Annotated in this window: 22 protein-coding genes and 1 riboswitch; of the genes, 13 read left to right on the top strand and 9 right to left on the bottom strand. The window is 61.9% G+C overall.

The features are described 5' to 3' along the window. Positions 1 to 52 precede the first annotated feature (52 nt). On the top strand, positions 53 to 451 hold the full coding sequence (locus QMO82_RS13050; protein ID WP_183607691.1) for a GFA family protein: 399 nt from the start codon (positions 53 to 55) through the stop codon (positions 449 to 451). A 94-nt stretch (positions 452 to 545) separates the two neighbouring features. On the opposite strand, the gene QMO82_RS13045 is transcribed toward QMO82_RS13050, so the two are convergent. Continuing rightward, entirely contained in the window at positions 546 to 1,076 is a 531-nt protein-coding gene (locus tag QMO82_RS13045) for a DUF1003 domain-containing protein (RefSeq protein WP_183607124.1), read from the bottom strand. Positions 1,077 to 1,253: 177 nt separating this feature from the next. On the opposite strand from QMO82_RS13045, the gene QMO82_RS13040 reads away from it, so the two are divergent. Together QMO82_RS13040 and QMO82_RS13035 are read left to right on the top strand one after the other, a co-directional pair. Next, positions 1,254 to 2,933, top strand: coding sequence for an NAD+ synthase (locus tag QMO82_RS13040; protein ID WP_183607125.1), 1,680 nt, complete (start codon positions 1,254 to 1,256; stop codon positions 2,931 to 2,933). Positions 2,934 to 2,977: 44 nt separating this feature from the next. Further along, positions 2,978 to 3,805 carry a PD40 domain-containing protein gene (locus QMO82_RS13035; protein WP_183607126.1) on the top strand — a complete coding sequence of 276 codons (828 nt, stop codon included), beginning with the start codon at positions 2,978 to 2,980 and terminating at the stop codon, positions 3,803 to 3,805. Here QMO82_RS13035 and QMO82_RS13030 read toward each other — a convergent pair. Both QMO82_RS13030 and QMO82_RS13025 read right to left on the bottom strand, forming a co-directional pair. Further along, positions 3,802 to 4,863 carry a 3-deoxy-7-phosphoheptulonate synthase gene (locus QMO82_RS13030; protein WP_183607127.1) on the bottom strand — a complete coding sequence of 354 codons (1,062 nt, stop codon included), beginning with the start codon at positions 4,861 to 4,863 and terminating at the stop codon, positions 3,802 to 3,804. The two genes, QMO82_RS13035 and QMO82_RS13030, sit on opposite strands and share 4 nt — an antisense overlap. Positions 4,864 to 5,533: 670 nt before the next feature. Next, positions 5,534 to 6,937 (bottom strand): MFS transporter, encoded by a 1,404-nt coding sequence (locus QMO82_RS13025; protein ID WP_183607692.1) that lies wholly within the window; start codon positions 6,935 to 6,937, stop codon positions 5,534 to 5,536. Positions 6,938 to 7,385: 448 nt separating this feature from the next. After that, positions 7,386 to 7,573: riboswitch (cobalamin riboswitch) on the top strand. A gap of 41 nt (positions 7,574 to 7,614) precedes the next feature. On the opposite strand from QMO82_RS13025, the gene bluB reads away from it, so the two are divergent. Beyond that, on the top strand, positions 7,615 to 8,304 hold the full coding sequence (gene bluB, locus QMO82_RS13020; RefSeq protein ID WP_183607128.1) for a 5,6-dimethylbenzimidazole synthase: 690 nt from the start codon (positions 7,615 to 7,617) through the stop codon (positions 8,302 to 8,304). 30 nt (positions 8,305 to 8,334) lie between these two features. Here the strand turns inward: bluB and QMO82_RS13015 are convergent, their stop codons facing one another. Beyond that, positions 8,335 to 9,426 carry a DUF2865 domain-containing protein gene (locus QMO82_RS13015; protein ID WP_183607129.1) on the bottom strand — a complete coding sequence of 364 codons (1,092 nt, stop codon included), beginning with the start codon at positions 9,424 to 9,426 and terminating at the stop codon, positions 8,335 to 8,337. A gap of 173 nt (positions 9,427 to 9,599) precedes the next feature. Beyond that, positions 9,600 to 10,190: a demethoxyubiquinone hydroxylase family protein gene (locus QMO82_RS13010; protein ID WP_183607130.1), complete on the bottom strand. Its 591-nt coding sequence runs from the start codon at positions 10,188 to 10,190 to the stop codon at positions 9,600 to 9,602. 162 nt (positions 10,191 to 10,352) lie between these two features. On the opposite strand from QMO82_RS13010, the gene QMO82_RS13005 reads away from it, so the two are divergent. Further along, a complete protein-coding gene (locus QMO82_RS13005) occupies positions 10,353 to 10,889 on the top strand; it encodes a ribonuclease H (protein WP_183607131.1) in 537 nt (178 codons plus the stop codon). A 66-nt stretch (positions 10,890 to 10,955) separates the two neighbouring features. Here QMO82_RS13005 and QMO82_RS13000 read toward each other — a convergent pair whose 3' ends face one another. Continuing rightward, positions 10,956 to 13,268 carry an NADP-dependent malic enzyme gene (locus QMO82_RS13000; RefSeq protein WP_183607132.1) on the bottom strand — a complete coding sequence of 771 codons (2,313 nt, stop codon included), beginning with the start codon at positions 13,266 to 13,268 and terminating at the stop codon, positions 10,956 to 10,958. Positions 13,269 to 13,520: 252 nt separating this feature from the next. Here QMO82_RS13000 and QMO82_RS12995 point away from each other — a divergent pair, with 252 nt between their 5' ends. Then, positions 13,521 to 14,960, top strand: a complete 1,440-nt coding sequence (locus QMO82_RS12995; RefSeq protein WP_183607133.1) for an FAD-binding oxidoreductase — start codon at positions 13,521 to 13,523, stop codon at positions 14,958 to 14,960. Between the two features lie 182 nt (positions 14,961 to 15,142). On the opposite strand, the gene QMO82_RS12990 is transcribed toward QMO82_RS12995, so the two are convergent. Further along, the gene (locus QMO82_RS12990; protein WP_183607134.1) at positions 15,143 to 15,892 is read right to left on the bottom strand and encodes a histidine phosphatase family protein; all 750 of its coding nucleotides are present in this window, start codon (positions 15,890 to 15,892) and stop codon (positions 15,143 to 15,145) included. A gap of 287 nt (positions 15,893 to 16,179) precedes the next feature. On the opposite strand from QMO82_RS12990, the gene QMO82_RS12985 reads away from it, so the two are divergent. Together QMO82_RS12985 and QMO82_RS12980 are read left to right on the top strand one after the other, a co-directional pair. Further along, on the top strand, positions 16,180 to 16,992 hold the full coding sequence (locus QMO82_RS12985) for a UDP-2,3-diacylglucosamine diphosphatase (protein ID WP_183607693.1): 813 nt from the start codon (positions 16,180 to 16,182) through the stop codon (positions 16,990 to 16,992). Positions 16,993 to 17,181: 189 nt separating this feature from the next. Continuing rightward, positions 17,182 to 18,402, top strand: a complete 1,221-nt coding sequence (locus QMO82_RS12980) for an MFS transporter (protein ID WP_183607135.1) — start codon at positions 17,182 to 17,184, stop codon at positions 18,400 to 18,402. Here QMO82_RS12980 and dgcA read toward each other — a convergent pair. Then, positions 18,354 to 19,337, bottom strand: a complete 984-nt coding sequence (gene dgcA, locus QMO82_RS12975; protein WP_183607136.1) for an N-acetyl-D-Glu racemase DgcA — start codon at positions 19,335 to 19,337, stop codon at positions 18,354 to 18,356. The two genes, QMO82_RS12980 and dgcA, sit on opposite strands and share 49 nt — an antisense overlap. Before the next feature lie 85 nt (positions 19,338 to 19,422). Here dgcA and QMO82_RS12970 point away from each other — a divergent pair, with 85 nt between their 5' ends. The 5 genes from QMO82_RS12970 (at position 19,423) to QMO82_RS12950 (ending at position 24,870) form a co-directional block, all read left to right on the top strand. Continuing rightward, positions 19,423 to 20,607 (top strand): ABC transporter permease, encoded by a 1,185-nt coding sequence (locus QMO82_RS12970; RefSeq protein WP_246718265.1) that lies wholly within the window; start codon positions 19,423 to 19,425, stop codon positions 20,605 to 20,607. A 1-nt stretch (position 20,608) separates the two neighbouring features. Next, a complete protein-coding gene (locus QMO82_RS12965) occupies positions 20,609 to 21,454 on the top strand; it encodes an ABC transporter ATP-binding protein (RefSeq protein WP_085737424.1) in 846 nt (281 codons plus the stop codon). 8 nt (positions 21,455 to 21,462) lie between these two features. Continuing rightward, positions 21,463 to 22,833 carry an MlaD family protein gene (locus tag QMO82_RS12960; RefSeq protein ID WP_183607138.1) on the top strand — a complete coding sequence of 457 codons (1,371 nt, stop codon included), beginning with the start codon at positions 21,463 to 21,465 and terminating at the stop codon, positions 22,831 to 22,833. Positions 22,834 to 22,857: 24 nt separating this feature from the next. Beyond that, positions 22,858 to 23,469 carry an ABC-type transport auxiliary lipoprotein family protein gene (locus QMO82_RS12955; protein ID WP_183607139.1) on the top strand — a complete coding sequence of 204 codons (612 nt, stop codon included), beginning with the start codon at positions 22,858 to 22,860 and terminating at the stop codon, positions 23,467 to 23,469. 147 nt (positions 23,470 to 23,616) lie between these two features. Next, positions 23,617 to 24,870: a sensor domain-containing diguanylate cyclase gene (locus tag QMO82_RS12950; protein WP_183607140.1), complete on the top strand. Its 1,254-nt coding sequence runs from the start codon at positions 23,617 to 23,619 to the stop codon at positions 24,868 to 24,870. Positions 24,871 to 24,879: 9 nt separating this feature from the next. Here the strand turns inward: QMO82_RS12950 and QMO82_RS12945 are convergent, their stop codons facing one another. After that, positions 24,880 to 25,755, bottom strand: coding sequence for a D-alanyl-D-alanine carboxypeptidase family protein (locus QMO82_RS12945; RefSeq protein WP_183607141.1), 876 nt, complete (start codon positions 25,753 to 25,755; stop codon positions 24,880 to 24,882). Between the last annotated feature and the right edge of the window lie 142 nt (positions 25,756 to 25,897).

Raw genomic sequence — 25,897 nt, 5'->3', positions numbered from 1 at the left:
TGACGCCAGCGGTGATCGGCGGCAACGTTCAGTCGTAAACGGGAGAGCGATCATGACCGAACGGCATACAGGCGGCTGTCTTTGCGGCGCCGTGCGATTTTTGACTACGGCGAGGCCAGGACCTGTGGTCGGCTGCCATTGCTCGCAGTGCCGCCGGCAGACGGGGCTGTATTACGCCGCGGTCAACGTGCCGCGTCCCGCTCTTTCGATCGAAGGCGCTGAAGCGATCCGCTGGTACCGCTCGAGTGAAGAGGCGCAGCGCGGCTTCTGCGGGAATTGCGGCTCCGCGCTGTTTTGGCAGGGCGACCGATCGGCGGAGATTTCGATCATGGCGGGCGCTTTCGACGAACCGAGCGGGCTGGCCTTCGGCCACCACATCTACTGCGCCGACAAGGGCGATTTCTACGAGATAACGGATGGCCTGCCGCAATATGCGGTGAATTCGACTTAAGGCGCGTCGTATCGGATTGATGCTATGCGCTTTAAGTTTTTATCTGATGCATGTCGTGGCCCCAAAACCGCTGCACACTTTTGGGCGACATGCATTAGCCTTTGGCGGCAAGCGCAGCACTAAGGCGAGCCACGTCCTCGCGTAGCGCCGTGAGTTCGGTCAGCACGCTCATGTCGATCTTCTGGTGCAGGGAGAGCACTTCGAGTTCGGCCTTGAGATTGACTTCGTAATCCTTGGCGGCCTCGAAGCGGTCGCGTTCGGCCTGGCGGTTCTGCGACATCATGATGATCGGCGCCTGGATGGCGGCGATCATCGACAGGATCAGGTTCAGGAAGACGAAGGGATAGGGGTCGAAGGCGCCGGTCGCCAGGATGATGGTGTTGATCACAGTCCAGACGACGAGAAAGGCGAGGAAGGCGATGATGAAGGACCAGGAGCCACCGACGCGGGCGATGCCGTCGGCGACACGCTCGCCGAATGAGGCTTCGGCGGAGAAGGCGGCATTGACGTCGGTCGAGATGATCTTGCGCGCGTGCGCTTTTGCCAGCACGCGCTTCTCGATCGTGCCGAGCTCTTCGGCTGGCTTGTCGAAATGATGGTGCACGAAGTTCGAAAAGTTATTCATGGCTGTGTTTCCGATGCTGTCGCTTCCGGCGCAGTATTCCGCTCCGTCTGTAAATTGCAATGTGTATCGAGTCCCGCGGCGCTCTGGCGCACCCTTCATAAAAATTTCGTCACTGCCGGGTGGTGCTTTCGCAGCGAACATGTTGCCGTTGCGGAAGCTGCAGGCTAAATAAATGACATGACACAGGAAAACGCTCTCTCTGATATCTTCCGCATCGCCATCGGCCAGCTCAATCCAACGGTCGGCGACGTCGCAGCCAATCTCGCCAAAGCGCGTGAGGCGCGCGCTGACGCTGCCCGGGAGGGCGCACATCTGCTCGTCCTGACCGAGCTTTTCATCTCCGGCTACCCGCCGGAGGATCTGGTGCTGAAGCCGGCCTTCATCCGGGCCTGCTGGAAAGCGGTCGAGAGCCTGGCCGCCGATACCGCCGATGACGGGCCCGGCGTCCTCATCGGCTTTCCCCGGCAGGATGAGACCGGGCGCTACAATTCCGTCGCCGTGCTCGACGGCGGCAAGGTGATTGCTGTGCGCGACAAGATCGACCTGCCGAATTACGGCGAATTCGACGAGAAGCGGGTCTTCAACCAAGGCGCCATGCCGGGGCCGGTGAATTTCCGCGGCGTGCGGATCGGCATTCCGATCTGCGAGGATATCTGGGGCGATCTCGGCGTGTGCGAGACGCTGGCCGAAAGCGGGGCCGAGATCCTGCTGTCGCCGAACGGTTCGCCTTATTATCGCGGCAAGGTCGATATCCGCCATCAGGTGGTGCTGAAGCAGGTGATCGAGACGGGCCTGCCACTGGTCTACGCCGCACAGCTCGGCGGCCAGGACGAACTGGTCTTCGACGGGGCGAGCTTCGCCTTCAACGCCGATAAGTCTTTGGCCTTCCAGATGAGCCAGTTCGAGACCGCGCTTGCGGTGACCACCTGGAAGCGCGGCGAGGCCGGCTGGCATTGCGCCGAAGGGCCGATGGCGCATATCCCTGAAGGCGAGGAGGCCGATTACCGCGCCTGCCTGCTCGGCTTTCGCGACTACGTCAACAAGAACGGCTTCAAAACAGTCGTGCTCGGCCTTTCCGGCGGCATCGACTCGGCGATCTGCGCGGCCATCGCCGTCGACGCGCTAGGCGAGGAGCGGGTGCGCACCGTCATGCTGCCCTACCGCTATACGTCCGAGAATTCGCTGAAGGACGCGGCCGATTGCGCCAAAGCGCTCGGCTGCCGGTACGACATCGTGCCGATCGAAGAGCCGGTGACGGGATTCAGCGGTGCGCTCGCCAGCCTTTTCGAGGGCACGGACAGCGGCATCACCGAGGAGAACCTGCAGAGCCGTGCCCGCGGCGTCATCCTGATGGCGATCTCCAACAAGTTCGGCTCGATGGTGGTGACGACGGGCAACAAGTCGGAGATGTCGGTCGGCTACGCCACACTCTATGGCGACATGAACGGTGGCTTCAATCCGATCAAGGACCTCTACAAGATGCAGGTCTATGCGCTGTCGCGCTGGCGCAATGAGAATGTGCCGCCGGGTGCGCTCGGTCCCTCCGGCGAGGTGATCCCGCGGAACATCATCGACAAGGCGCCGTCGGCCGAACTGCGTCCCGACCAGAAGGATCAGGATTCGCTGCCGCCCTATCCCGTTCTCGACGATATCCTCGAATGCCTGGTGGAAAAGGAGATGGCGGTCGAAGAGATCGTCGCGCGCGGCCATGACGTGGCGACCGTCCACCGCGTCGAGCACCTGCTCTATCTCGCCGAATACAAGCGCCGGCAATCGGCGCCGGGCGTGAAGATCACCAAGAAGAATTTCGGGCGCGACCGGCGCTATCCGATCACCAACCGGTTCCGGGATCGCTAGCGCAATCGGGATCGCTGACGGCGTGGAGATTTTTGGGAGGAAACATGCGCAGCTCGGTCGAGATCTATAATGTCAGGACGGGCAGGGCGCGCGAAGTCTGGCAGACGGACAGGCTGGTTGAAGCGCCGAACTTTTCGCCTGATGGTTCCTATCTGCTGCTGAACGGCGACGGGCTGCTCTACCGGCTGCCGCTCGATGGCGGCGAGGTCACCAAGGTCGATACCGGCTTTGCCGTCAACTGCAACAATGATCACGGCATTTCGCCCGATGGCACTCAGATTGTTATCTCGGACAAGACCGAATTCGGCAAGTCGGCGATCTACGTCCAGCCGATCGAAGGCGGTACGCCGCGGCTCGTCACGCAAAACCTGCCATCCTACTGGCATGGCTGGTCGCCGGATGGCCGCCAGCTTGCCTATTGTGGCATCCGCGACGACCTTTTCGACATCTTTACGATCTCTGTCGACGGCGGCGCCGAGACGCGGCTGACGCATGGCGAGGGCCGTAATGACGGACCGGATTATTCCGCCGACGGGCAATGGATCTATTTCAATTCCAGCCGCACCGGTTTGATGCAGATCTGGCGCATTCACCCCGACGGCACCGGGCTGGAGCAGGTCACCTCGGACAATCAGGGCAACTGGTTCGCCCATCCGTCGCCCAAAAACGACAAGGTGCTGATCCTGTCCTACGACCCCTCGGTCTTCGATCATCCCCGCGATCTCGACGTGCGGCTGCGGCTGATGGACATGGACGGCGGCAATCTGAAGACGCTGTTCGAGCTGTTCGGCGGGCAGGGCACCATCAACGTGCCCTGCTGGTCTCCTGATGGCGAAGAATTCGCCTATGTGCGCTATTTCCCCACCGCCTAAACGCGAATCCGGCGCCGCTCGCGGGCGGATTGTGCCAGGTCTTCCAGCACCGCGACCGACATATCCCAGTCGATGCAGCCATCGGTGATCGACTGGCCGTAGACCAACGGCTTGCCGGGAAGGAGATCCTGGCGGCCGGCAACAAGGTTGCTTTCGATCATCATGCCCTTGATGTCGCGGTTTCCGGCGGCGATCTGCGCGGCGACGGATTTGACGACGCGCGGCTGGTTCATCGGGTCCTTGCCGCTGTTGGCATGGCTGGCATCGACGAGAATGCGCGGGGCAACGCCGAGCTTGACGGCTTCGGTGGTCACCGCTTCGACATCGGCCGCCTCATAGTTCGGCTGTTTGCCGCCGCGCAGGATGATGTGGCAGTCCTCATTGCCCTTCGTCGAGGCGATCGCCGCCTGTCCGTCCTTGGTGACGGCGGGGAAGTGATGCGGCTGCGATGCGGCCAGGATCGCATCGAGTGCGACGCGGGCGCTCCCGTCGGTGCCGTTCTTGAAGCCGATCGGGCAGGAGAGGCCGGAGGCGAGCTGCCGATGGATCTGGCTTTCGGTCGTGCGAGCGCCGATCGCGCCCCAGCTGACGAGGTCGGCAATGTATTGCGGCGTGATCGTGTCGAGGAATTCCACGCCGGCCGGAAGGCTCATGGCATTGATGTCGAGCAGCAGGCGCCTGGCAATCCTCAAGCCTTCCTCGATGCGATAGCTGCCGTCGAGATGCGGGTCGTTTATCAGGCCCTTCCAGCCGACGGTGGTGCGAGGCTTTTCGAAGTAGACGCGCATGACGATTTCGAGGTCGTCGGAAAAGCGATGTCGTTGCTCCTGGAGCCGCGCGGCATATTCCCGGGCGGCAACGGGGTCGTGGATGGAGCAGGGGCCGATGACGACGACCAGGCGATCGCCTTCGCCCTGGAGAATTTTATGGATCGCATCGCGATTGCTGGTCACGGTTTCGGTGACAACAGCGTCGCGGTGGATTTCCGCGAGGATATCGGCGGGTTTGGTGAGGGGCGTGATCTCGAGAATTCGCAGATCATCAATGGTATCGGACACGGTATGGCTCCTGTTTGGTCATACCGGGCGGAACAAAAAAGCCGCCAGGTAGACTAGCGGCTGTTCGGGTTGTCGTCGCGTCGACTTCAGTTACGCATAGACCCGCATCCGCTGGAAGCAGCGGTACCAATAAAATCGCGAGGCGTAGATCGAAGTGGTCGACATCAGGCGTATGTAGCGTCGCAACCGCATGATGTCACGCAGAATTTGCGGCCTGAAAATCCGGCTCCTGCGGGACGACCAATCGTTACCGCAGGAGGCAAAAAGCATATCGCCCAAAAGCGCGCAGCTTCTGGGCGATATGAACGCAGAAGCTGAGATCGAGAGCCTCGACGTTCAGGCCGACGGTGATGGCGCCGATCGGCCTTCCCTTGTCATCCGCTATTGCGACGCTTGCCTGCGACTGCAGCGTCTAGGTCGATTCGTCCTTTTCGATCTCATCGACGAAGACCATGTCCTTGCCGGCGCCGAAGGATCTTGGGAACTTGCTCGCCTCCTCCGTCAACAGTGCGTTGCGAGCCCGTTCGGCGTCGAACGAGGCGCTCTGCTCGGCAGCGGCCCGGGAAAGGCCTAGTCGCCTTTCTGCAAGGCGCTGAAATCATAAAGTAGAAGGGATGCCGGAGCACACGCGTGTTATTTCGCTATCACGCCCACTGGAGATCTGCCTCGATCAGCTGTTTTCCGCGATCGCCTCTTCGGGCTCGGCCTGCCGGTGTTTGCGGCGGCGCGTCGTCAGTTCTGCGCCGGCATCGCGCGGCAGGCGCAGGAAGGTGATGCAGGCCAGCGCCGAAATTGCCGAGACGCTGAAGAAGGCGATGTGGAAATCCAAAACCAGCAGCCTGCCGCCATGGAAGCTGCTGGAAATTTCGAGGATGCCGCCGGCAATCGCCACACCCATCGCCATGGAGATGCGCTGGGCAACGGCATTGATCGCGGTCGCCTGGCTGCTGTCGGCATTGTCGATATCGCCGAAGGCCATGGCGTTGACGCCCGAGAAAGCCATGGAGCGGAACAGGCCGCCGATCAGCAGGCAGGCCATGATCAGGAACAGCGGCGTTTCGGCGGTGAACAGGCCGTTGATGCCGAGGAAGATCGCCGCCAGCAAGGTGGTGATCGAGATCACGGTGCGGAAGCCGAAGGCATTGAAGGTGCGTGAAGCCGCGAATTTCGATCCCATCGAGCCGAGCGCGCTGACGAAGGTGACCGAGCCCGATTGCAGTGGCGTCAGGCCGAAGCCGAGCTGCAGCATCAGCGGCATTAGGAAGGGCAGGGCGCCGAGCCCCATACGGAAGTTCGAAGCGCCAAGGATCGCCGCCCGGAACAGGGGATAGCGGAACATTTTCGGATCGAGAAGCGGATAGGGCGCGCGGCCGGCATGCAGGAGATAGAGGAGGCCGGCAAGGACGCCGATCGCCACAGTGATGTAGCCGTAGACGACGGGCACGGCCGGCAGGCTGATGACCGACAGGCCGAAGACGAAGCCGGAAAAGCCGAAGCCGCAGAGGAAGAAGCCGGGAAAATCCATCGGCCGCGGACTGCGCGGCTCGACCGCCGGCAGGAAGCGCGTGACGAGGATGATGCCGAGCACGCCGATCGGGACGTTGATCCAGAAGATCCAGTGCCAGGTGAGATAGGTGGTGAGGAAGCCGCCGATCGGCGGCCCCATGATCGGGCCGATCAGTGCCGGAATGGTGAGCCAGGCCATGGCATCGACGAGTTCGTGGCGCGGCGTTCCCCGGACCAAAAGCAGGCGGCTGACCGGCGTCATCATCGAGCCGTCGGCGCCCTGGATCAGCCGTGAGACGACGAAGGCCGCGATCGAATGGGAAAAGGCGCAGGCAATCGAGCCGATCATGAAGACGAAGATCGCCAGGCGGAAGACATTGCGTGCGCCGAAACGATCGGACATCCAGCCGCTGATCGGAATGAAGATCGCCAGCGCCACGAGATAGCTAGTGACGGCCAGCTTCAGCGCGATCGGCGAGGTGCCGATATCGGCTGCGATCGCCGGCAGGCTGGTGGCGATCACGGTCGAATCCATCTGTTCCATGAACAGGGCGACCGCGAGGATCATGGGCGTCAGGCGGGGCACGGCAACCGGGATGCTGCGAGGGACTATATCGTCCATACGCCTTCGGTGGCGATAGGGCCATAGAAACTATCGATGAAGGGGTTTGCCGAGCCGCTTCAAACCGACGCGGGGCGGGCGGTGCGTTGGAGACAGACGCTTCAAGGGCAAGCAACAAAACCAGGCAGCCGCACGGTCATCTTAGCCGGGTGCACCAACGCCCAAGAGAGCCTCATCCTGAGGTGCGCAGGCCAAAGGCCGGAGCCTCGAAGGGCGAGGCGGGTGCACCGGCGTGGACGCGAAATAGTGAACGACGAAAGAAGCGGCGCTGCGGCGTGTCCTTCGAGGCCCCTACGGGGCACCTCAGGATGAGGAATCGCGGCGGATGCCGCGCCGTCCTCTCGACCGCGTGCCGGCGCCGCCTGCTCGCGGCTTGCCGCCACCGCACTTTCCTGAAATACATGCGCTGTCAGGTGCCCGCCGATGAGGCGGGAGAATCGGGAATCCGGTGCAAGACCGGAACGTGCCCAACGCTGTAAGGCCGACGCTTGCCGCATCACTACGCCACTGGCTTTTGCCGGGAAGGCTGCGGCAGACGGATGACGCCAAGTCAGAAGACCGGCCTGGCAAGATAGACCCAACCCGCGCGGACGGCGGGCGGTTGCGTTGTTGGGGATTTGACGATGCGACCCTTTGATGAGGATGCCCTTTTGGCGGCGTCCGGTTTTTCGCTGGCCGAACGCGAGGCCGTTTATCACGCGATCATGACGCGGCGTGACGTGCGCAGTCAGTTCCTGCCCGATCCCTTGCCCGACCATGTCGTGGAGCGGCTGCTGACGGCTGCTCATCATGCGCCCTCTGTCGGCTTCATGCAGCCGTGGAATTTCATTCTGGTGAAAAGTCCAACCGTGCGAGCGCGCATCCAGGATGCTTTTTCGAAGGCCAACGAGGAAGCGGCTTTGATGTTTGAGGGCGAGCGGCGGCAGGTCTACCGTTCCCTCAAGCTCGAAGGCATCGTCGAGGCGCCGCTCGGCATATGCGTAACCTGCGATCCCACCCGCAGCGGCAGCGTGGTGCTGGGGCGCACGCACAATCCCAGGATGGATAGCTATTCCACAGTCTGCGCCATACAGAATCTCTGGCTTGCGGCCCGCGCCGAAGGGATCGGTATCGGCTGGGTCAGTATCTTTCGCGAGGGTGACCTGAAGAGCATTCTCGGCATACCCGAGCATGTCGAGGTAGTCGCCTGGCTCTGCGCCGGTTTCGTCGACAAGCTCTACGACGAGCCGGAACTCTCCGTCAAAGGCTGGCGGCAGCGGCTGCCGCTCGAGGAGCTCGTGTTTCACGACGGTTGGGGACGGCGGGAGCGCTGAACAGCGTCGCCTCAAACCCGGCTCCGCCAATCACTGCTGTTGCGGCTGCGGGCCCGGCGATGCCGGATTGGCGAGGTCGATCGAGCCCTGATCTCCGGCGAGGAATTGCGGGCCGACCTGGCGGACCTTGTTCTGCGTGGGGTCATAGGGACGATCGGGAACGGATGGCTGCGGCGCGGCAGCGGCAGCATCCTTCGCCGGCGGATTGGTACGGATTGATGTGATCGAGCCCTGTTGCGGCGGTTCGCTCAAGGCTTGCTTGCCGCGCATCTCGTCGTAATAGGCGGTGAGATTGCAGGCGCAGGAGGACTTTTCGCCGGGCGTGCGGTTCTTGTAGGCAAAGGCGTTCTTCATGGCGCTGTAGGGCGTGCCGGTTGCGACCGAGATCATGTTCGAGGCTTCGGTGCTCGTCACGTCACGATAAAACAGTTCCGTCTCGATCCCCGGGCACATCTTGGCGCAAGTCTCAGCGTCGCGGCCGAAATCGACCGAAGTGGCGTTCGAGCTGATCGGGAAGAAGCCGCCGTCGCAGCTGCGCACGCACATGGTGCTGACCGGCGAGAGCATCTCGGCTCGCGGCAGGCCGTAACGCGGATCGACCTCTTCACCGCCGCCGAGCGGAATGAAGGTATCGGTGCGCATCGCCTGCTCCTCGACACTCGGGGCGGGGTCGGCGGCGCTGCGGTCGGCCGGGGGATAGAAGTTTTCGCTGTTGCAGCCATTGCTGTCGAGAGCGGCAATCAGTTCGCGGCGCTCGCCATCATCGCCGTTCTGGCCGGCCAGCTCGTTGCGGCGGTCCTGGAGATAACCGATATTGTCGATCATGCGGGCTTCGGCCTGCGACAGCTCGGCGCAATAATCGTCATTCTCGCCGCCGATCACGACCATGCTGCCCGAGGTGCAACCATTGCTGCGCAGCTCGGAGCGGACCTTGCGCAGCTCGAGGTTCTGCTCGGCCATGGCGCTGGCATATTGGCGCGCTTCCCGGCCGTTGCTATTGCCGATCGTTCGCGGCAGGTCGGCGAGGCGGCCGCGCAGGTCCTCGCAGACAGCACTCGTCTGCGCGGCGGCAGGCGTCGCGAAGGCAAGGAGGAGGGCAAGAGACAGGTTTCGGCGTTTCACGGCTCGTCCCGGAATGAACAAACGGTAGATGATCGAATGCGGCCTCGATCGCCGCACGTTGTCTCTTAACGTGTTTCTCTTAATAAGCTTGGAGAAAATCCTAGCGCATTTTCGTGATCTTATCCAGCAGACGCGGGCAATCTTCCGTAAGGGGAGGTCGGGACAGCTTCCCGCTAGATCTGCCTGGAGCGCGCCATTTCGGCGCGCATCCAGCTTGAGTCTCCCCATGTAGAGAGCCAGATCATCAGATCGGTGAGCGCGGCGACGATGGGCAGAAGCAGCGCATAGCTGACGCCGTGCCGTGTCTGATTTTTCTCGGCTTCGCTAAGGTGAGCCAATTCCTCTTCCTGAATCGAGGCAATAAGGCCATGCAACTGTGGATCGCGGGTGTCCAGGGATGCCAATTGATCTTCCAGATGACGGTGAACCGTGCTTTCAACCGCCTCGGTACAGATCCAGACCATGTTGCGCCCACCGAGGGCTGTCAGGAAACCGAGCAGATACCCTCCGAGGCTCCAGAATGCCATGACGCGGCATGGCTTGGCATGCCTTGAAGGCATTGCGTCGCGAAACAGGCGGCAATGCTCGATTTCGTCGTTCCGCATGTCACAAAGCGCCGGCACGATGTCAGGAAACAGCCGGCGGGCCATCCAGATCTGTGCCCTGTAGATACGAATTGCGCCGAACTCGCCGGCATGATTGACCTTGAGAATACGACGAACGGTTACTGCGCGCTTACCGGCACTGCTTGACGGATTGTCCATGATCCACGTTGCCCCACAGTTCCCTGTCGGCAATAGGCACTGTTGCCGCCACCATCGTCAATGGTTGACACAACGGATGAGGTACAATTCGAATGTCCGCTTCGGGGCGGGCAGGCAGTCGCAAATCGCGCTGGCGCAGCGAAGGCGAAAAGAGCGGAGAACATGACGAGCATTTCCAACGAGCTTCACGTCCCCGCGACAACAGTCGGAATATCGGAAGCCCAACGCGGCCTCCACCTCTTCGTTGACGGTTGCTACGAACCCGGTTCCGGGCAGGGGGGCTGGGCTTTTGTCGCTTATCGCGATGCCGTGGAAATCGCGTGCGGATTTGGTGGCGTCGAAGATTCCGCCAATAATTCAATGGAATTGATCGCCGTGCTTAAGGCAGTCCTGTGGATCAATAGTGAAGCAACGGGCGAAGCCGTCATCATCTGGTCGGATTCCATCTATGCCGTCAAAGGCTGCAATGTCAGGCGACATATCTGGAAGAACAACGGCTGGAAGAAAAGCAGCCCGAATGGGAATGCCCGGAGCCGAACGATCGCCAATGCGGAACTGTGGAAGTCAGTCGATCGTCAGCTATCCCGGAACGCCCTGGTGACCGTTGCCTGGTGCAAGGGTCATTCCGGCGTTGCCGGCAACGAACGCGCGGATACGCTTGCGGATAAAGGGCGCCTGTCGATGCAGGGCGCCCGATAACTGTTGCATATCAACCGGTTGCAGATGCTCGGGACAAGCCCGAGCATGACAAGATGAGGAACCTGCTTATGCCGGCTGCGATGCTTCGACGACAGCGAGGGCTGCCATGTTGACGACGCCGCGGGAGGTGACCGAGGGGGCGAGGATGTGGGCGGGCAGGGCGGCGCCGAGCAGGATCGGGCCGACATGCAGGCCGTCGGTCATCGACTTGACGACGCCGAGCGTGATGTTGGCGGCGTCGAGGTTCGGGAAGACCAACAGGTTCGCCTCGTCGTGCAGCGTCGTGTGCGGCATGACGCGTTTGCGCAGCGCCTCGGTGATGGCGCTTTCGCCATGCATCTCGCCGTCGACCTCAAGATCGGGCGCGGCGTCGCGCACGAGCTGCAAGGCATTGCGCATCTTCGTGGCGCTTTCGGATTCGCGCGAGCCGAAGTTGGAATGCGAGACGAGGGCAGCACGCGGGGTGATGCCGAAACGGCGGATTTCCTCGGCCGCCAGTACCGTCGACTCGGCGACTTCCTCGGCGCTCGGATTGAAGGTGACGTAGGTGTCGGTGAAGAAGGTGGCGCCGCGCTGCGAGATCATCAGGCTGAGTGCGGAGAAATCACGGACATCCTTGCGCTTGCCGATGATCTGGCGGACATCGCGCAGATGTTTTTCATAGCGGCCTTCCAGGCCGCAGATCAGCGCATCGGCCTCGCCGCGCCGCAACGCCAGCGCGCCGATGACGGTGGTGTTGGTGCGCACGATGGTGCGGGCCGCTTCCGGAATGACGCCGCGACGGCCGACGAGGGAGAAATAGAGATCGACATATTCGCGGAAGCGCGGATCGTCTTCCGGGTTGATCACCTCGAAATCCTGCAGCGGGCGGATGCGCAGGCCGTAGCGCTTGAGGCGCGTTTCGATGACCTGCGGACGGCCGATGAGGATCGGGTCGGCGAGACCTTCTTCGAGCAGCACCTGGGCGGCGCGCAGCACGCGTTCGTCTTCTCCTTCCGAGAAGATGACGCGCTTGCGTTCGGCGGCCTTGGCTGCCGTGAAGATCGGCTTCATGACGAAGCCTGAGCGGAAGACGAAGCGGTTCAGCTGGTCGAGATAGGCGTCGAAATCCTGGATTGGGCGGCGCGCGACGCCGCTCTGCTCGGCGGCCTTGGCGACGGCGGGCGCGATGCGCAGGATAAGGCGAGGATCGAAGGGCGAAGGGATCAGATAGTCAGGGCCGAAGACCGGGGTCTCGCCGGAATAGGCCCGGGCGGCGACGTCGGAGGGTTCTTCGCGGGCAAGCGCGGCGATGGCGCGCACGGCCGCCATCTTCATTTCCTCGTTGATCGTCTCGGCGCCGCAATCGAGCGCGCCGCGGAAGATATAGGGAAAGCAGAGGACGTTGTTGACCTGGTTGGCGAAATCCGAACGGCCGGTGCAGATCATCGCGTCAGGGCGGGCAGCACGGGCGAGATCCGGCATGATCTCCGGCGTCGGATTGGCGAGCGCCATGATCAGCGGCTTGTCGGCCATCTGCGCCAGCAATTCCGGTTTCAGCACGCCGGCGGCCGACAGGCCGAGGAAAACGTCGGCGCCGCCTATATTTTCAGCCAGCGTGCGGGTGTCGCTCTTCTGGGCATAGACGGATTTCCATTCGTCCATCAGTTCGGTGCGACCCTCATAGACGAGGCCTTCGAGATCGTGGACCCAGATGTTTTCGCGTTTTGCCCCGAGAATCACCAGCAGGTTGAGGCAAGCGAGGGCGGCAGCACCCGCGCCGGAGGCGACGATCTTGACGTCGGCGATGTTCTTGCCGGCAAGTTCCAGCCCGTTCAGGATCGCCGCGGCGACGATGATCGCCGTGCCGTGCTGATCGTCGTGGAAGACGGGGATCTTCATCTTTTCGCGCAGGCGGCGCTCGACCTCGAAACATTCCGGCGCCTTGATGTCTTCGAGGTTGATGCCGCCGAAGGTCGGCTCCAGCGAGGCGACGGTCGAAACCATCTGGTCGACGCTTGCCGCATCGATCTCGATATCGAAGACGTCGATGCCGGCGAATTTCTTGAAGAGCACGGCCTTGCCCTCCATAACAGGCTTGGAGGCCAGCGGGCCGATATTGCCGAGGCCGAGCACGGCGGTGCCGTTGGAGATGACGGCGACGAGATTGGCGCGCGAGGTATATTCTGCCGCCATCTCGGGATTGTCGCGGATAGCGAGGCAGGGGGCGGCAACGCCGGGCGAATAGGCGAGCGCCAGGTCGCGCTGGTTGCCGAGCGGCTTGGTCGCCTGGATCTCCAGCTTGCCGGGGCGGGGATAGCGGTGGAAGAAGAGCGCCTGTTCGTCGAGATCGCCGCTCGTCAGATTCTTTTCCGTCTTGGATTTTTCCGGGTGATCCATCGCCGCCTCCGTGCACGTCTTTTTTGGAGTTTCCTCCATACATCAATCGGGTACGGGGGACAGTATGGAAATGGGGGAAGGGCGAAGTTTTCATGAGGTGGGCAGAGGGGGTATCCACGCCATGGCCATTCGGCTTTCATGCCAAGCAGCAGCCGCAGTGAGCTAATCCTTTTGGGGAAACTTGTTTGACGACCTCAACGGGCGCAGGATGCCGCCGCGACGGTGCGGGGCGCCGGTCGCATGGAGGAAATCATGGACAATTTGAACCTGACGACCCTGCAAAGGGGTCAGACGATGGTCAATGACGTGGCCATCGATGCCTTTGCCGCCGGATTTCGCGGCAGTCTCCTGACCAGCAAAGATATGGATTACAACGAGGCGCGGGCGATCTGGAATGCGATGATCGACCGCCGACCCGGGCTTATCGCGCGTTGCGCCGGTGCTGCCGATGTCGTGCGGGCGGTGCGGTTTGCGCGCGACAACAATCTGCTCGTTTCGGTACGCGGCGGCGGGCACGGCATTGCCGGCAACGCCGTCTGCGAGGGCGGTATCGTCATCGACCTGTCGGCGATGAAATCGGTGCGGGTCGATCCGCAGACCAAGCGCGCCAGGATCGAGCCGGGCGCAACGCTTGCCGATGTCGACAAGGAAACGCTGGCTTTCGGGCTGGTGTTGCCGACCGGCATCAATTCCACCACCGGCATTGCCGGCCTGACGCTCGGCGGCGGTTTCGGCTGGCTGACCCGCAAATTCGGGCTGACGCTCGACAATCTGCTTTCGGTCGATGTGGTGACGGCCGATGGCGAGTTGGTGAAGGCGAGCGAGACGGAAAGGCCGGACCTCTTCTGGGCGTTGCGCGGCGGCGGCGGCAATTTCGGCGTCGTCACCTCCTTCGAGTTCAAGCTCAACCCGCTCAACCCAGAGGTTCTGGCCGGGCTGGTCGTGCATCCCTTTGCCGATGCGGAAAAGGTGCTCCGGGAATATCGGCAGGCGCTGGAAGCGGCACCCGATGAACTGACCTGCTGGGTGGTGATGCGCCAGGCGCCGCCGCTGCCTTTCCTGCCGGCCGAATGGCACGGCAAGGAGATCCTGGTGCTTGCCATGTGCTATTGCGGAGACATTGCCGCGGGAGAGAAGGCTGCGGCCAGATTGCGTGCGATCGGAAATCCGATTGCCGACGTCGTCGGCCCGGTGCCGTTTACCGGCTGGCAGCAGGCATTTGATCCGCTGCTGACGCCAGGTGCGCGCAATTACTGGAAAAGCCAGGATTTCGCTTCCCTCTCGGATGCGGCAATCGACGTGCTGCTCAACGCCGTGCGCAAATTGCCGGGGCCGGAATGCGAGATCTTTATCGGCCATGTCGGTGGTGCGGCCGGGCGCGTGCCCACCGAGGCTACCGCGTTTCCGCAGCGCAGTTCGCATTTCGTCATGAATGTGCATGCGCGCTGGCGGGAGACCGGGATGGACGGAAGCTGCATCGACTGGGCGCGGGAGCTGTTCGAGGCAACCAAACCGCATTCCGTCGGCACTGCCTATATCAACTTCATGCCGGAGGACGAGACCGATCGGGTCGAAAGCGCTTACGGCGCCAATTACAGCCGCCTTGCCGAAATCAAACGGCGTTACGATCCGAACAATCTGTTTCGGATGAACCAGAACGTCAAACCCACGGCGGCCGTGCGGGCCGCCTGAGGGGATCGATAGGGAACCCCGGCGGTCATCAAAATCCCTCCCCCTTGTGGGGAGGGCCTATCCGGGTCCGAACCGGCTACATATTGGACAGTATGGACCGGTGACATGGTCGACAGGTTTTGTGGTCGGCATTTCCGGGATTGTCGCAGCGCTTGAACCAATCGACGTAACCCGCCGAAGACCTATCCACCAGTCTTCGGCGTGATCGTCACGTCGGCGCCATAGGCATCGCGCAGTTCACCTTCCTGTCCCGGCAGCCGGTCGGCGGCCTGGTGCAGCAGGATCGACTCGTATCCTTGCGAGCGCGTCCCCTCGATCAGGGTGATATCCGCATTCCCAGGGTTGTCGGAGCGCTCGAACCACTCGACCGGGCGGTGCAGAAAATTCATTTCGACCGCCCGGTTGGTGACGCCATGACCGACGATGACGACGTTGTGGTCGCTATTTTCGGCGTCGTGCATGACGGTCTGCAGGAACAGGCGCACCCGCTGGGCCACATCCGCCCGGCTCTCGCCATCCGGCGGACGTGCGTAAAATTTGCCGCTGTTGCTGCGCAGCCTCGCCCATTTTTCGAATTCCTCGGGAAATTTCTGTTTCTGTTCGGCGTGGTCATAGATTTCGGTGAAGAGACCGAAATCCTGCTCGCGCAGCAGATAATCCTCCCTGACATCGCCGACAACGCTTTCCGGCAGGGCCGAGAGCAAGGCATCCTTGCTCTGCCGCGTCCTGAGGAACGGCGAGTACCAGATCTGCAGCCTGCCGAAATCCGCGCTCGGCAACGCCTTCAAATAGGAGGCGATTGCGCCGCCGGCTTCTACAGCCTGGCGATGGCCCCATTGCGTCAGCGGCACGTTGTGATCGCCGAATTGGCGATAGGCCTGTTCGTTGATGTTGCCGAGGGATTCGCCGTGGCGAACGAGAAAGAGACGCATCAGCCATCCCGCATGGTCGGATATGGAATCGCCGTCATCATGAACGCGCTCGATGCGGAGGGCAACATCGCCGTCGCACCGGACGGCGACACGTATTCTGCCCACGTGGCGACAGGCATTCTGCCTGCGCGACGACGGGCATGCTGCCCGCGCGACGACGGGCATTCTGTCCGCGTGGGATGAACAGTTTGCGGGGCTTTTCCCCGGCTTGTCATCTTCCTGAAACACGAGTCTGGTTTTGGAAGGCTAGATGAAAGATGGGGCATGAGCCGTAGCTCATGATAGACATGATGGAACCCAGACATTTCCGCACGCTCTTCATTTCCGATGTCCATCTCGGCTCGAAGGCCGCGAAGGCCGATTTCCTCTTGGATTTCCTGCGCCACCACGAGGCCGATACGATCGTGCTCGTCGGCGACATCGTCGACGGTTGGCGGCTGAAGCGCAGCTGGTACTGGCCGCAGGTCTGCAACGACGTCGTCCAGAAGCTGCTGCGCAAGGCGCGCAAGGGCACGCGTGTGGTCTATATTCCCGGCAATCACGACGAATTCCTGCGCGACTTCCCGGGGATGCATTTCGGCGGCATCGAGGTCGTCGAACGCATGATGCATGATGGCGCCGACGGCAAGAAATACCTGATCCTGCACGGCGACGAGTTCGACGTCGTCGTCCGCAATGCCCGCCTGCTCGCCTATCTCGGCGACTGGGCCTACGATACCGCGATCCGCATCAACATCCTGCTGGCGGCCGTGCGCCGCCGGCTCGGCATGCCCTACTGGTCGTTCTCGGCCTGGGCGAAGCTCCAGGTCAAGCATGCCGTCAACTTCATTGGCGAGTTCGAGCGCGTCGTGGCGGAGGAGGCCCGCAAAAGCGGCGCCGACGGCGTGATCTGCGGACACATCCATCATGCCATAATCCAGGACATGGACGGCATCCGCTACATCAATACGGGCGATTGGGTGGAAAGCTGCACGGCAGTCGCCGAGCATGAGGATGGCACCTTCGAGCTGATCACCTGGCGGGCGCTCGCCAGCGGCGTGCCGGCGGTTGCCGCCATGGAAATGCATAACGAAGGCGAACTGGCCCCCCAAGCTGCTTGATTTTGGCTGCTTGATTTTGACCGCCTGATTTTGCCGTCAGCGCATCGCCCGCGCTCTCGCGAATTTAGCCGTTACCGTCGGGGCGACCGCCCAATTTATTTTCTAAAACGTTACAGGACGGCTATTTCTCGCAATAGTCGCCTCCAGGGTGGTGTGTTAGGACAACGTCGAGTTTCCTTCAGGTCCCCCATGATTCCCGTTCAACATTCTCCGACAGGTGAGGGAGCGCCGCCGCGCTTCCGGCTGCTCAGCGCGCTTTCCTATTGCGCGCCGCTGCTCGTCAACGGCATCGTTCTGCCGTTCTTTCCCGTCTGGCTCGCAACCCACAGCTTCAGCGACCATGAGATCGGCATCATCCTTGCCATACCGATGGTGGTTCGCGTGCTGGTGGCGCCTGTCGTCGCCATGATCGCCGACCGTTTGAAGGAGCGCGCCGACGTGCTGCTCTGGTCGGGCGGCCTGTCGCTGCTGACGGCGATCGCGCTCTTCTGGACGACGAGTTTCTGGCCGGTGACGATCGTCTATGCGCTGCAGGGCGCCACTTTCGCGCCCTATCTGCCGGTCGTCGAATCCATCGTCATCTCGGGCGTGCGCCGCTGGGGGCTCGATTACGGGTCGATGCGCGTGTGGGGCTCGATCGCCTTCATCGTCTCGACGCTGGTCGGCGGCCAGCTGATCAGCCGGTGGGGCGGCGAGATGGTGCTTGATATCATGCTGTTCGGCTTTGCCATGACCGTGGTCATGGCGATCTTCTGTCCGCGCATCGGGCCGACGCGGCGCCGCGGCCAGCCGGTCAATATTCCAGCCGCCACCGGCAGCGGGTTGCGGGAACCGCACCTGTTGCTGCTGCTGATCGGCGTCGCCATTCAGCAGTCGAGCCATGCGGTGCTCAACGCGTTTTCGTCGATCTACTGGCACCATCTCGGCTTTTCCGGCACTGAGGTCGGCCTGCTCTGGAGCGCCGGCGTCGCTTCGGAGGTGACGGTATTCTTCCTGTCGAAGCGCCTCAACCGGCGCTTCAGCGCCTGGACGCTGATCCGCTTCGGCTGCGCCGTCAGCGTCTGCCGCTGGATACTGTTTCCGATGAATACCGGCTTTGCCGGTTTCTTCCTGCTGCAATGTTTCCACGGCTTCACCTACGCCTTCGTGCATACCGGGGTGCAGCGGCGGATCGTGGCGACGGTGCAGGAGACACAGGAATCCTCGGCGCAAGGCGCCTATTTCTTCTATGTCGGCATGGCGATGGCGCTGATGACGCTGGCATCGGGTTATCTCTATGCCTGGCTCGGCGTCGTCAGCTATTACGTCATGGCGCTGGTGGCGTTCTCCGGCCTCGGTCTTGTCATCTCGGCCTACTACCTTCAACCCCAGAGCGCGCTTTCGGGCGGAAAGACCAGGGAAGCGGCGTAGCGCAGGCCGAGCTCTCGGTCGCGGGCCAGCAGCAGCGGGCCATCGAGATCGACGAAATCGGCATTCTGGGCGAGCAGCACGGCGGGCGCCATGGCGAGCGAGGTGCCGACCATGCAGCCGATCATAATGCTGAACCCGAGCCGTTCGGCCTCGGCCTTCATCACCAGCGCCTCCGTCAGCCCACCCGTCTTGTCGAGCTTGATGTTGATCGCGTCGTACCGGTCGGCAAGGCTTGCGAGATCGCCGGTATGGTGGACGCTTTCGTCGGCGCAGACCAGCAGCGGCCGGCGGATTTCGGCGAGCATTCCATCGCGGCCGGCCGGCAGCGGCTGCTCGACGAGGGTTACACCGGCTTGCGCGGCGATGTGGAGATGGCGTTCCAGCACCGCTTCCGGCCAGCCTTCATTGGCATCGAGGATGATGGCGGCATCGGGCGCCGCGGCTCGGACGGCGCGGATACGGCTTTCATCGTCGCCGGTTCCGACCTTGACCTTGAGCAGCGCGCGGCCGGCATGTTCGCGCGCCTGGGCGGCCATTACCTCCGGTTCGCCGAGCGAGATGGTGTAGGCGGTGGTGAGCGGCCTCAATTTGGCAAAGCCGAGACGAGCCGCGACGCTTTCACCCGTTCGTTTCGCTTCCAGGTCCCAGAGGGCGCAGTCGACGGCGTTGCGGGCAGCGCCCGGCGGCATTGCCGAGAGCAGGTCGTGGCGCGAGATGCCGGCTTCAACAAGCGGACGCGTCGCCTCGATCTGGGCGAAAACGCTCTCCATGGTCTCGCCATAACGGCGGTAGGGCACGCATTCTCCGAGCCCCCGCGCACCGTTTTCGATGAGCATACAGGTGATTACTTCGGCCTCGGTCTTTGCGCCGCGCGAGATGGTGAAGGTCCCGGCAATCGGAAAGGAATTCATCTGGATATCAAGGGTGCGCGGCATTATTGCTGTCCTGCGAGCATGGAAATTGCAGTTTGCTTCTGTATATTGGCGCGTCGGCGTCGAACGATCCGTTCGCGATTCGGCAATGTCGCCGCAAGCCTTGAAAGACATAAGTATCTTGAACGCAGAGAATCGCAACGCTGCCTCGCTTGACGTGGACGACCAGGCCGATGGTTCGGGGCAGCATGTGCATCTCAGCGGCAATTGGCGCAGCGCCTATATCCATCTCGTGCTGCGCGACTTCGAAAAGCTCCTCCATCAGAAGACCGGCGACCTGACGGTCGACCTCTCTGATATTTCGGATATCGACACCGCCGGAATCTGGCTACTGTGTCGGCTGAAGAAGGAAGCGGAGGCGGCTGGACGGACGGTTCGCTTCGAAGGCACCAATCCGCATATCGACGAAATGCTTGCGATGTTTTCCGAGGAGCCGGCCAAACCCGAACCGGAGCAGCAGGAGAAGGTCTCGCTTGTCGCGCGCATCTTCGCGCCTGTGGGCAGGATGACCTACGACCTCTGGGACAATTTCGCCGCCTCCATGTATATCCTCGGCTCGGCGGTGCGCGGGGCGCAGATGAAGTTCGGTCGCGGCAGCGGCGTTTCGCCCGCCTCGATCGTCAACCAGATCGACCATATGGGCGTTCGCGCCGTTCCGATCATTCTTTTGATGTCGTTTCTGATCGGAGCGATCATTGCCCAGCAGGGCGCCTTCCAGTTGCGCTACTTCGGTGCGGAGGTCTTCGTCGTCGATCTTGTCGGCATCCTGCAATTGCGCGAAATCGGGGTGCTGTTGACCTCGATCATGATCGCCGGCCGTTCGGGCAGCGCGATCACCGCCGAAATCGGCTCGATGAAGATGCGCGAGGAGATCGACGCGCTGAAGGTGATGGGGCTGAACCCGATCGGTGTGCTGATCTTCCCGCGGCTGGTAGCGCTGACCATCGCGCTGCCGCTTCTGACGGTGCTCGCAAATTTCGCCTCGCTTGCTGGCGCGGCCGCCGTCGCCTGGGGTTATTCCGGCATCACCTTTGCCAACTTCCTGTCGCGCCTGCACGAGGCGGTGACGCTGTCGACGGTGCTCTCAGGCATGATCAAGGCGCCGTTCATGGCGCTTGTCATCGGCATCGTTGCCGCCGTCGAAGGGCTGAAGGTCGGCGGCAGCGCCGAATCGCTCGGCCAGCACGTAACGGCCGCGGTGGTGAAGGCGATTTTCGTCGTCATCCTGATGGACGGGCTTTTTGCGATGTTCTATGCAGCGATCGATTTCTAGCATGGCGGACCGCGTGGACGAGCAATCGAACGAAATCGAGAAAGACGGCGAGGGCAGGGACATCGTGCTTTCGGCGCGCGACGTCACCGTCGCCTTCGGCTCCAAGGTCGTGCTCGACAATCTCAATCTGAATATCTACCGCGGCGAGATCCTCGGTTTTGTCGGTGCGTCGGGCACCGGCAAATCGGTGCTGATGCGCACGGTGCTCCGGCTCTTGCCGCGCCGCTCCGGCACGATCAAGATCCTCGGCCAAGATTTCGACGAGCTCGACGAACCGCAGCGCAACGCGCTGGACATGCGGCTCGGAGTGCTGTTCCAGCAGGGGGCGCTGTTTTCGTCGCTGACGGTCAAGGAAAACATCCAGGTGCCGATGCGCGAATATCTCGACCTGCCGCGCTCGCTGATGGACGAACTGGCGCATCTGAAAATCCGCATGGTGGGTCTGGCGGCCGATGCCGCCGACAAATACCCGTCCGAACTGTCAGGCGGCATGATCAAGCGCGCCGCCCTTGCCCGGGCGTTGGCGCTCGATCCCGAACTCGTCTTCCTCGACGAGCCGACCTCGGGTCTCGATCCGATTGGTGCGGCCGAATTCGATGAACTGATCGCCAACCTGCGCGATAGTCTGGGACTGACCGTGTATATGGTCACACATGACCTCGACAGCCTGTTTTCGGTCTGCGACCGTATTGCCGTGCTCGGAAAGAAACGGGTAATGGTGGAAGGCACGATCGACGACATGCTGGCCTATGACGATCCGTGGGTGCAAGCCTATTTCAAGGGTAAGCGGGCGCGCTCGATCGTGCCGCAGGACGATGGCGCGCGCCACGGCGTGAGCGGGAAGTGACCGGATAAATGGAAACCAAAGCCAATTACACAATTGTCGGTTTTTTCACGGTGCTGGTGATCGCGGCGGCCTTCGGCTTCGTCTACTGGATGGCCGAATATGGCCGCGGCGGCCCGATGACGGAACTGATCGTGCGTATTCCGGGTTCCGCCAACGGCCTCAGCGTCGGCTCACCGGTGCGCTTCAACGGCATCCAGATCGGCTCGGTGCAGACATTGTCGATCGATGCCGACGATCCGCAATATTCGCTGGCCTTCACCCAGGTGCGCACCGATGCGCCGATCTACCCCTCCACCAAGGCCGCCCTAGAAATCCAGGGCCTGACCGGAGCTGCCTATATCGAACTGTCGGGTGGCCGCAAGGGCGAGGAAAGCATCCTTCAACATGCGATCGACAACGGCAAACGCGCCGTCATCGTCGCCGACCAGTCGAGCGTCACCAACCTGCTGGCGACCGCCGACAAGATTCTCGATCGGGCCAATGACGCGGTCGGCGAACTCCAGGGCTTCATCCAGGATTCACGCGCTCCGCTGACCGAGACGTTCAAGAATGCCGAGACGTTTTCGGATGCGCTGGCCAAGAATTCCGGCAATATCGATGCCTTCCTGCAAAGCGTCGGTGAGCTCTCCAATACGGTGAAAGCAGTCTCCGGCCGTGTCGATTCGACGCTTCAAGCTGTGGAATCGCTGGTCAAGGCTGTTGACGCTCAGAAGATCAACAATATCGTTTCCAACGCCGAGAAGATCACCGCCAACGTCGCCGATGCCTCGGGCGACCTCAAGGGGGCGATCCAGAAGTTCGACCAGACGGCCACCACCTTCAACGATTTCGGCAAGCAGGCACAGGCGACGCTCGACCGCGTCGACACGCTCGTCGCCCAGATCGACCCCGCCAAGGTGAAGGGTTCCGTCGATGACATCGCGCAGGCGACCAAGGATGCGCGCACCGCCGTCGCCTCGATCCGCGATGTCGCCGATACGGTTTCGGCCCGCAAGAAAGATATCGACCAGACGATCCAGGACGTCTCGCAGCTTACCAACAAGCTGAATTCGGCCTCGACCCGCATCGACGGCATTCTTATCAAAGTCGATGCGCTGCTCGGAACCGATAACACACAATCGCTGTTCGCCGAGGCGCGCGATACGCTGGAATCCTTCAAGAAAGTCGCCGACAACCTGAATGCGCGCATCGGGCCGATCGCCGACAATCTGCAGAAATTCTCGAGCGGCGGCTTGCGCGACGTGCAGACGCTCGTCAACGACATGCGCGGAACCGTGAATAATCTGAACGATACGATCACCAATTTCGACCGCAATCCGCAACGCCTGATCTTCGGCGGGGACACGGTCAAGCAATATGACGGCCGGACGCGGCGTTAACTGGGAAGTCAGGGGTAGCCTAATATGGTCGCATCGCATCTGTTGTCGCGCCGTTCATGGATCAGAGGAACGGTGATCGCGCTGCCGCTGACGGCGCTGATCCTTTCCGGGTGCGGCACCGCGGCCAAGAACGATACCTATGACCTGTCCGCTGCCGTCGACGGCGACGGACCCGCGGCCAAATCCCGCCAGGTCCTGATCGCCAGCCCGACGGCGCTGAAGGCGCTCGACAGCGAGCAGATCGTCATCCGCGTCTCGTCCTCGGAAATCCAGTATCTGTCGCGGGCGCAGTGGGGCGACAAGCTGCCGCGCATCGTGCAGTCGAAGCTGGTCGAGGCCTTCGAGAATTCCGGCAAGCTCGGCGGGGTCGGCATGCCGGGGCAGGGGCTGGCGATCGATTACCAGGTCGTCACCGATATCCGCTCATTCGAGATCGACGCTTCCAATGGCAATCAGGCGGTGGTCGAAATCTCCGCCAAGATCCTCAACGACCGCAACGGTTCGGTGCGTGCCCAGAAGCTATTCCGCGCCACGGCGCCGGCCGGCGGCGACAATGTTGGCTTCGTCAAGGGTCTCGATCGCGCCTTTTCCACGGTGGTTTCCGAGATCGTCAGCTGGACACTGCGCTCAATCTGAGATGGCGTTTCGCGACCGCTGCGTCGACATCAAGGGTTGCTGATTTCGAAAAATATTTGGTCCCGTCAGAATGGGGCTGCCATCGTATTCAATTTTTTCACGAATTTGTGGAACGCATCATGTTATCGCTGTCAGGAGGCATGCTGCATGGTGGTCGCACGAGTATTCGGAAAGTCGTCATCGGAAGCGCTCCAGCGCGAAAATGCTCGCCTGGCCGCGCTGCAGCAACTCGACCTTCTCGACACGCCGAGGGACGAAGGCTTCGAGCGGATCGTCCGGCTGATAAAGCAGATATTTTCCATCGACATCGGCATCGTATCGCTGATCGATGGGCACCGGCAATGGTACAAGGCCTGCTCCGGCCTGTCGGCCGACGAGGTGTCGCTCGAAGACACGTTCTGCCGCTGCGTGGTGGATTGTGACGAGCCTGTTATCGTCCAGGATGCCACCAAGGATACACGCTTTTCAAAACATTCCGCGGTGACGGGCGAGGATCATATCCGCTTCTATGCCGGCGTGCCGTTGAGGACGAAAGCCGGGCACATGATCGGAACGGTCTGTGCGATCGACCGCCGGCCAAGATCGTTCGGCACCAGAGACCTCAGCATTCTCGAGGAGCTGGCGGGAGCGGCGATGGACCGCATCGAGCTCATGCAGTCGGCCGCCACCGACAGCCTGACCGAGGCGATGACGCGGCGCGCCTTCAAGCAGGAAGCCGATCAGCTGATTTCGCTTGCTCTGCGGCACCAGCATGACCTGTCATGCATCGTCTTCGATATCGACCATTTCAAGCGGGTGAACGATACGCATGGACACGCTGCGGGGGACGAGGTTCTCAAGGCGGTTGCATCAATCTGCAAGACGACCCTTCGCGCCGGCGATCTGTTCGGGCGGATCGGAGGCGAGGAATTCGCCGTCGTCCTGCCGCATGTCGATCGGGAGGGGGCTGTCGCTGTCGCCGAAAAACTCAGAACCGCTATCGCCTCACAGCCGATCCGCGGTGATCATGGCGTTCTCCACGTGACGGCTAGCTTGGGAAGCTCGGCGCTCTCGATCGTCAGCAAGGAGATCGAGACCCTGCTGGCTCAGGCGGATGCCGCGATGTATCAGGCCAAACATGCTGGCCGGAATCGCTGCGTATCATGGAGTTCCATTCATGCCGATCACGCCATCGGCGCTCGGCGGCGTGTCCTGAAGGCGGGTTCGATATTGTTCAACGATCGCCGCTCGACCATCGACTGCACTGTCAAATCCATCGGCTCGGAGAGTGCGGGCATTTCGGTCTCCAATACGGCAGGTATTCCTTCGGAATTCATCCTTGCCATCAAAGGAGAAGGGTTCGAAACGAATTGCAGGGTAATCGCCCAAGACCGGCAGCACCTGGAAGTAGCCTTTAGATAGAAAGCAGCCCTACTTCGTCGGCTGCGTGTCCGTCATCGTCGCTCCGGGCTGTTTGACTGGCGTGGTGGATGCTGTGGCGGTCGAGGACGACGGCAGCGCGCTGTCCAGCAGGCTTGCCATCTTGTCGTCGCGCAGGCTCGCGGTCTTTTCGCCCATGACGACGCCGACAACGCGGCGGCCGTCCTTCAGCGCCGAGGTCACGACATTGTAGCCGGATGCATCGGTATAGCCGGTCTTGATGCCGTCGACGCCGTCATAGCGATACATCAGGTTGTTGTGGCCGCGCAGCTTCATGCCGCGGAACTGGAAGCCGCGCATCGAGAACAGCTTGAACTCCTCGGGGAAGTCCCGCATCAGCGAAATGCCGAGGGTCGCCATATCACGCGCCGAGGTGACCTGCTCCGGATCGGGGAGGCCCGAAGGATTCTTGAAGACGGTATTCGTCATGCCGAGCTGGCCTGCCTTGTCGGTCATCGCCTTGGCAAAAGCCTGTTCGGAGCCACCGAGCTGTTCGGCGATCGCCACGGCAGAGTCGTTGGCAGACAGAACGACGATGCTTTCGACCGCTTCGCGCAACGTCACCTGGCGGCCGGCGCCGACGGCGAGTTTGAAGGGCTCCTTGCTCTCGGCGTTTTCCGACATAGTCAGCTTCTGGTCCCAGGTGAGGCGTCCCTCGTGCAGGGCTTCGAAGGCGAGATAGAGCGTCATCATCTTGGTCAGCGATGCCGGATAGTTCAGCTCATCCTGATTGGAGGCTTCGAGAACCTGACCGGATTGCGCATCGACGACGAAACTTGCCTGGCCGGCTTGAGCCAACGTGAAAGCGCCCATCAGCAAGGCGGAAGAGAGCGCGGTGGCAAGGAGCCGGGAGGTCGTCTTGATCATCAATTGCGCTCTCTGTCGTTGGACGGTGTTGTTGGCCTAAACGCAAGCCGATCTAGAAAGTTTGTGACGGAATGAAGGACAAGGGGCAATAAAAAGAGGCCTATCCACAACTGATTGCTTTTGTCTCACCGTCGTCGGTTTT

This window comes from Rhizobium sp. BT04, from assembly GCF_030053135.1.
GTDB classification, from domain to species: domain Bacteria; phylum Pseudomonadota; class Alphaproteobacteria; order Rhizobiales; family Rhizobiaceae; genus Rhizobium; species Rhizobium binxianense.
The sequence above is the reverse complement of the archived record's forward strand: the minus strand, read 5'-3'. Positions and strand labels throughout refer to the sequence as shown.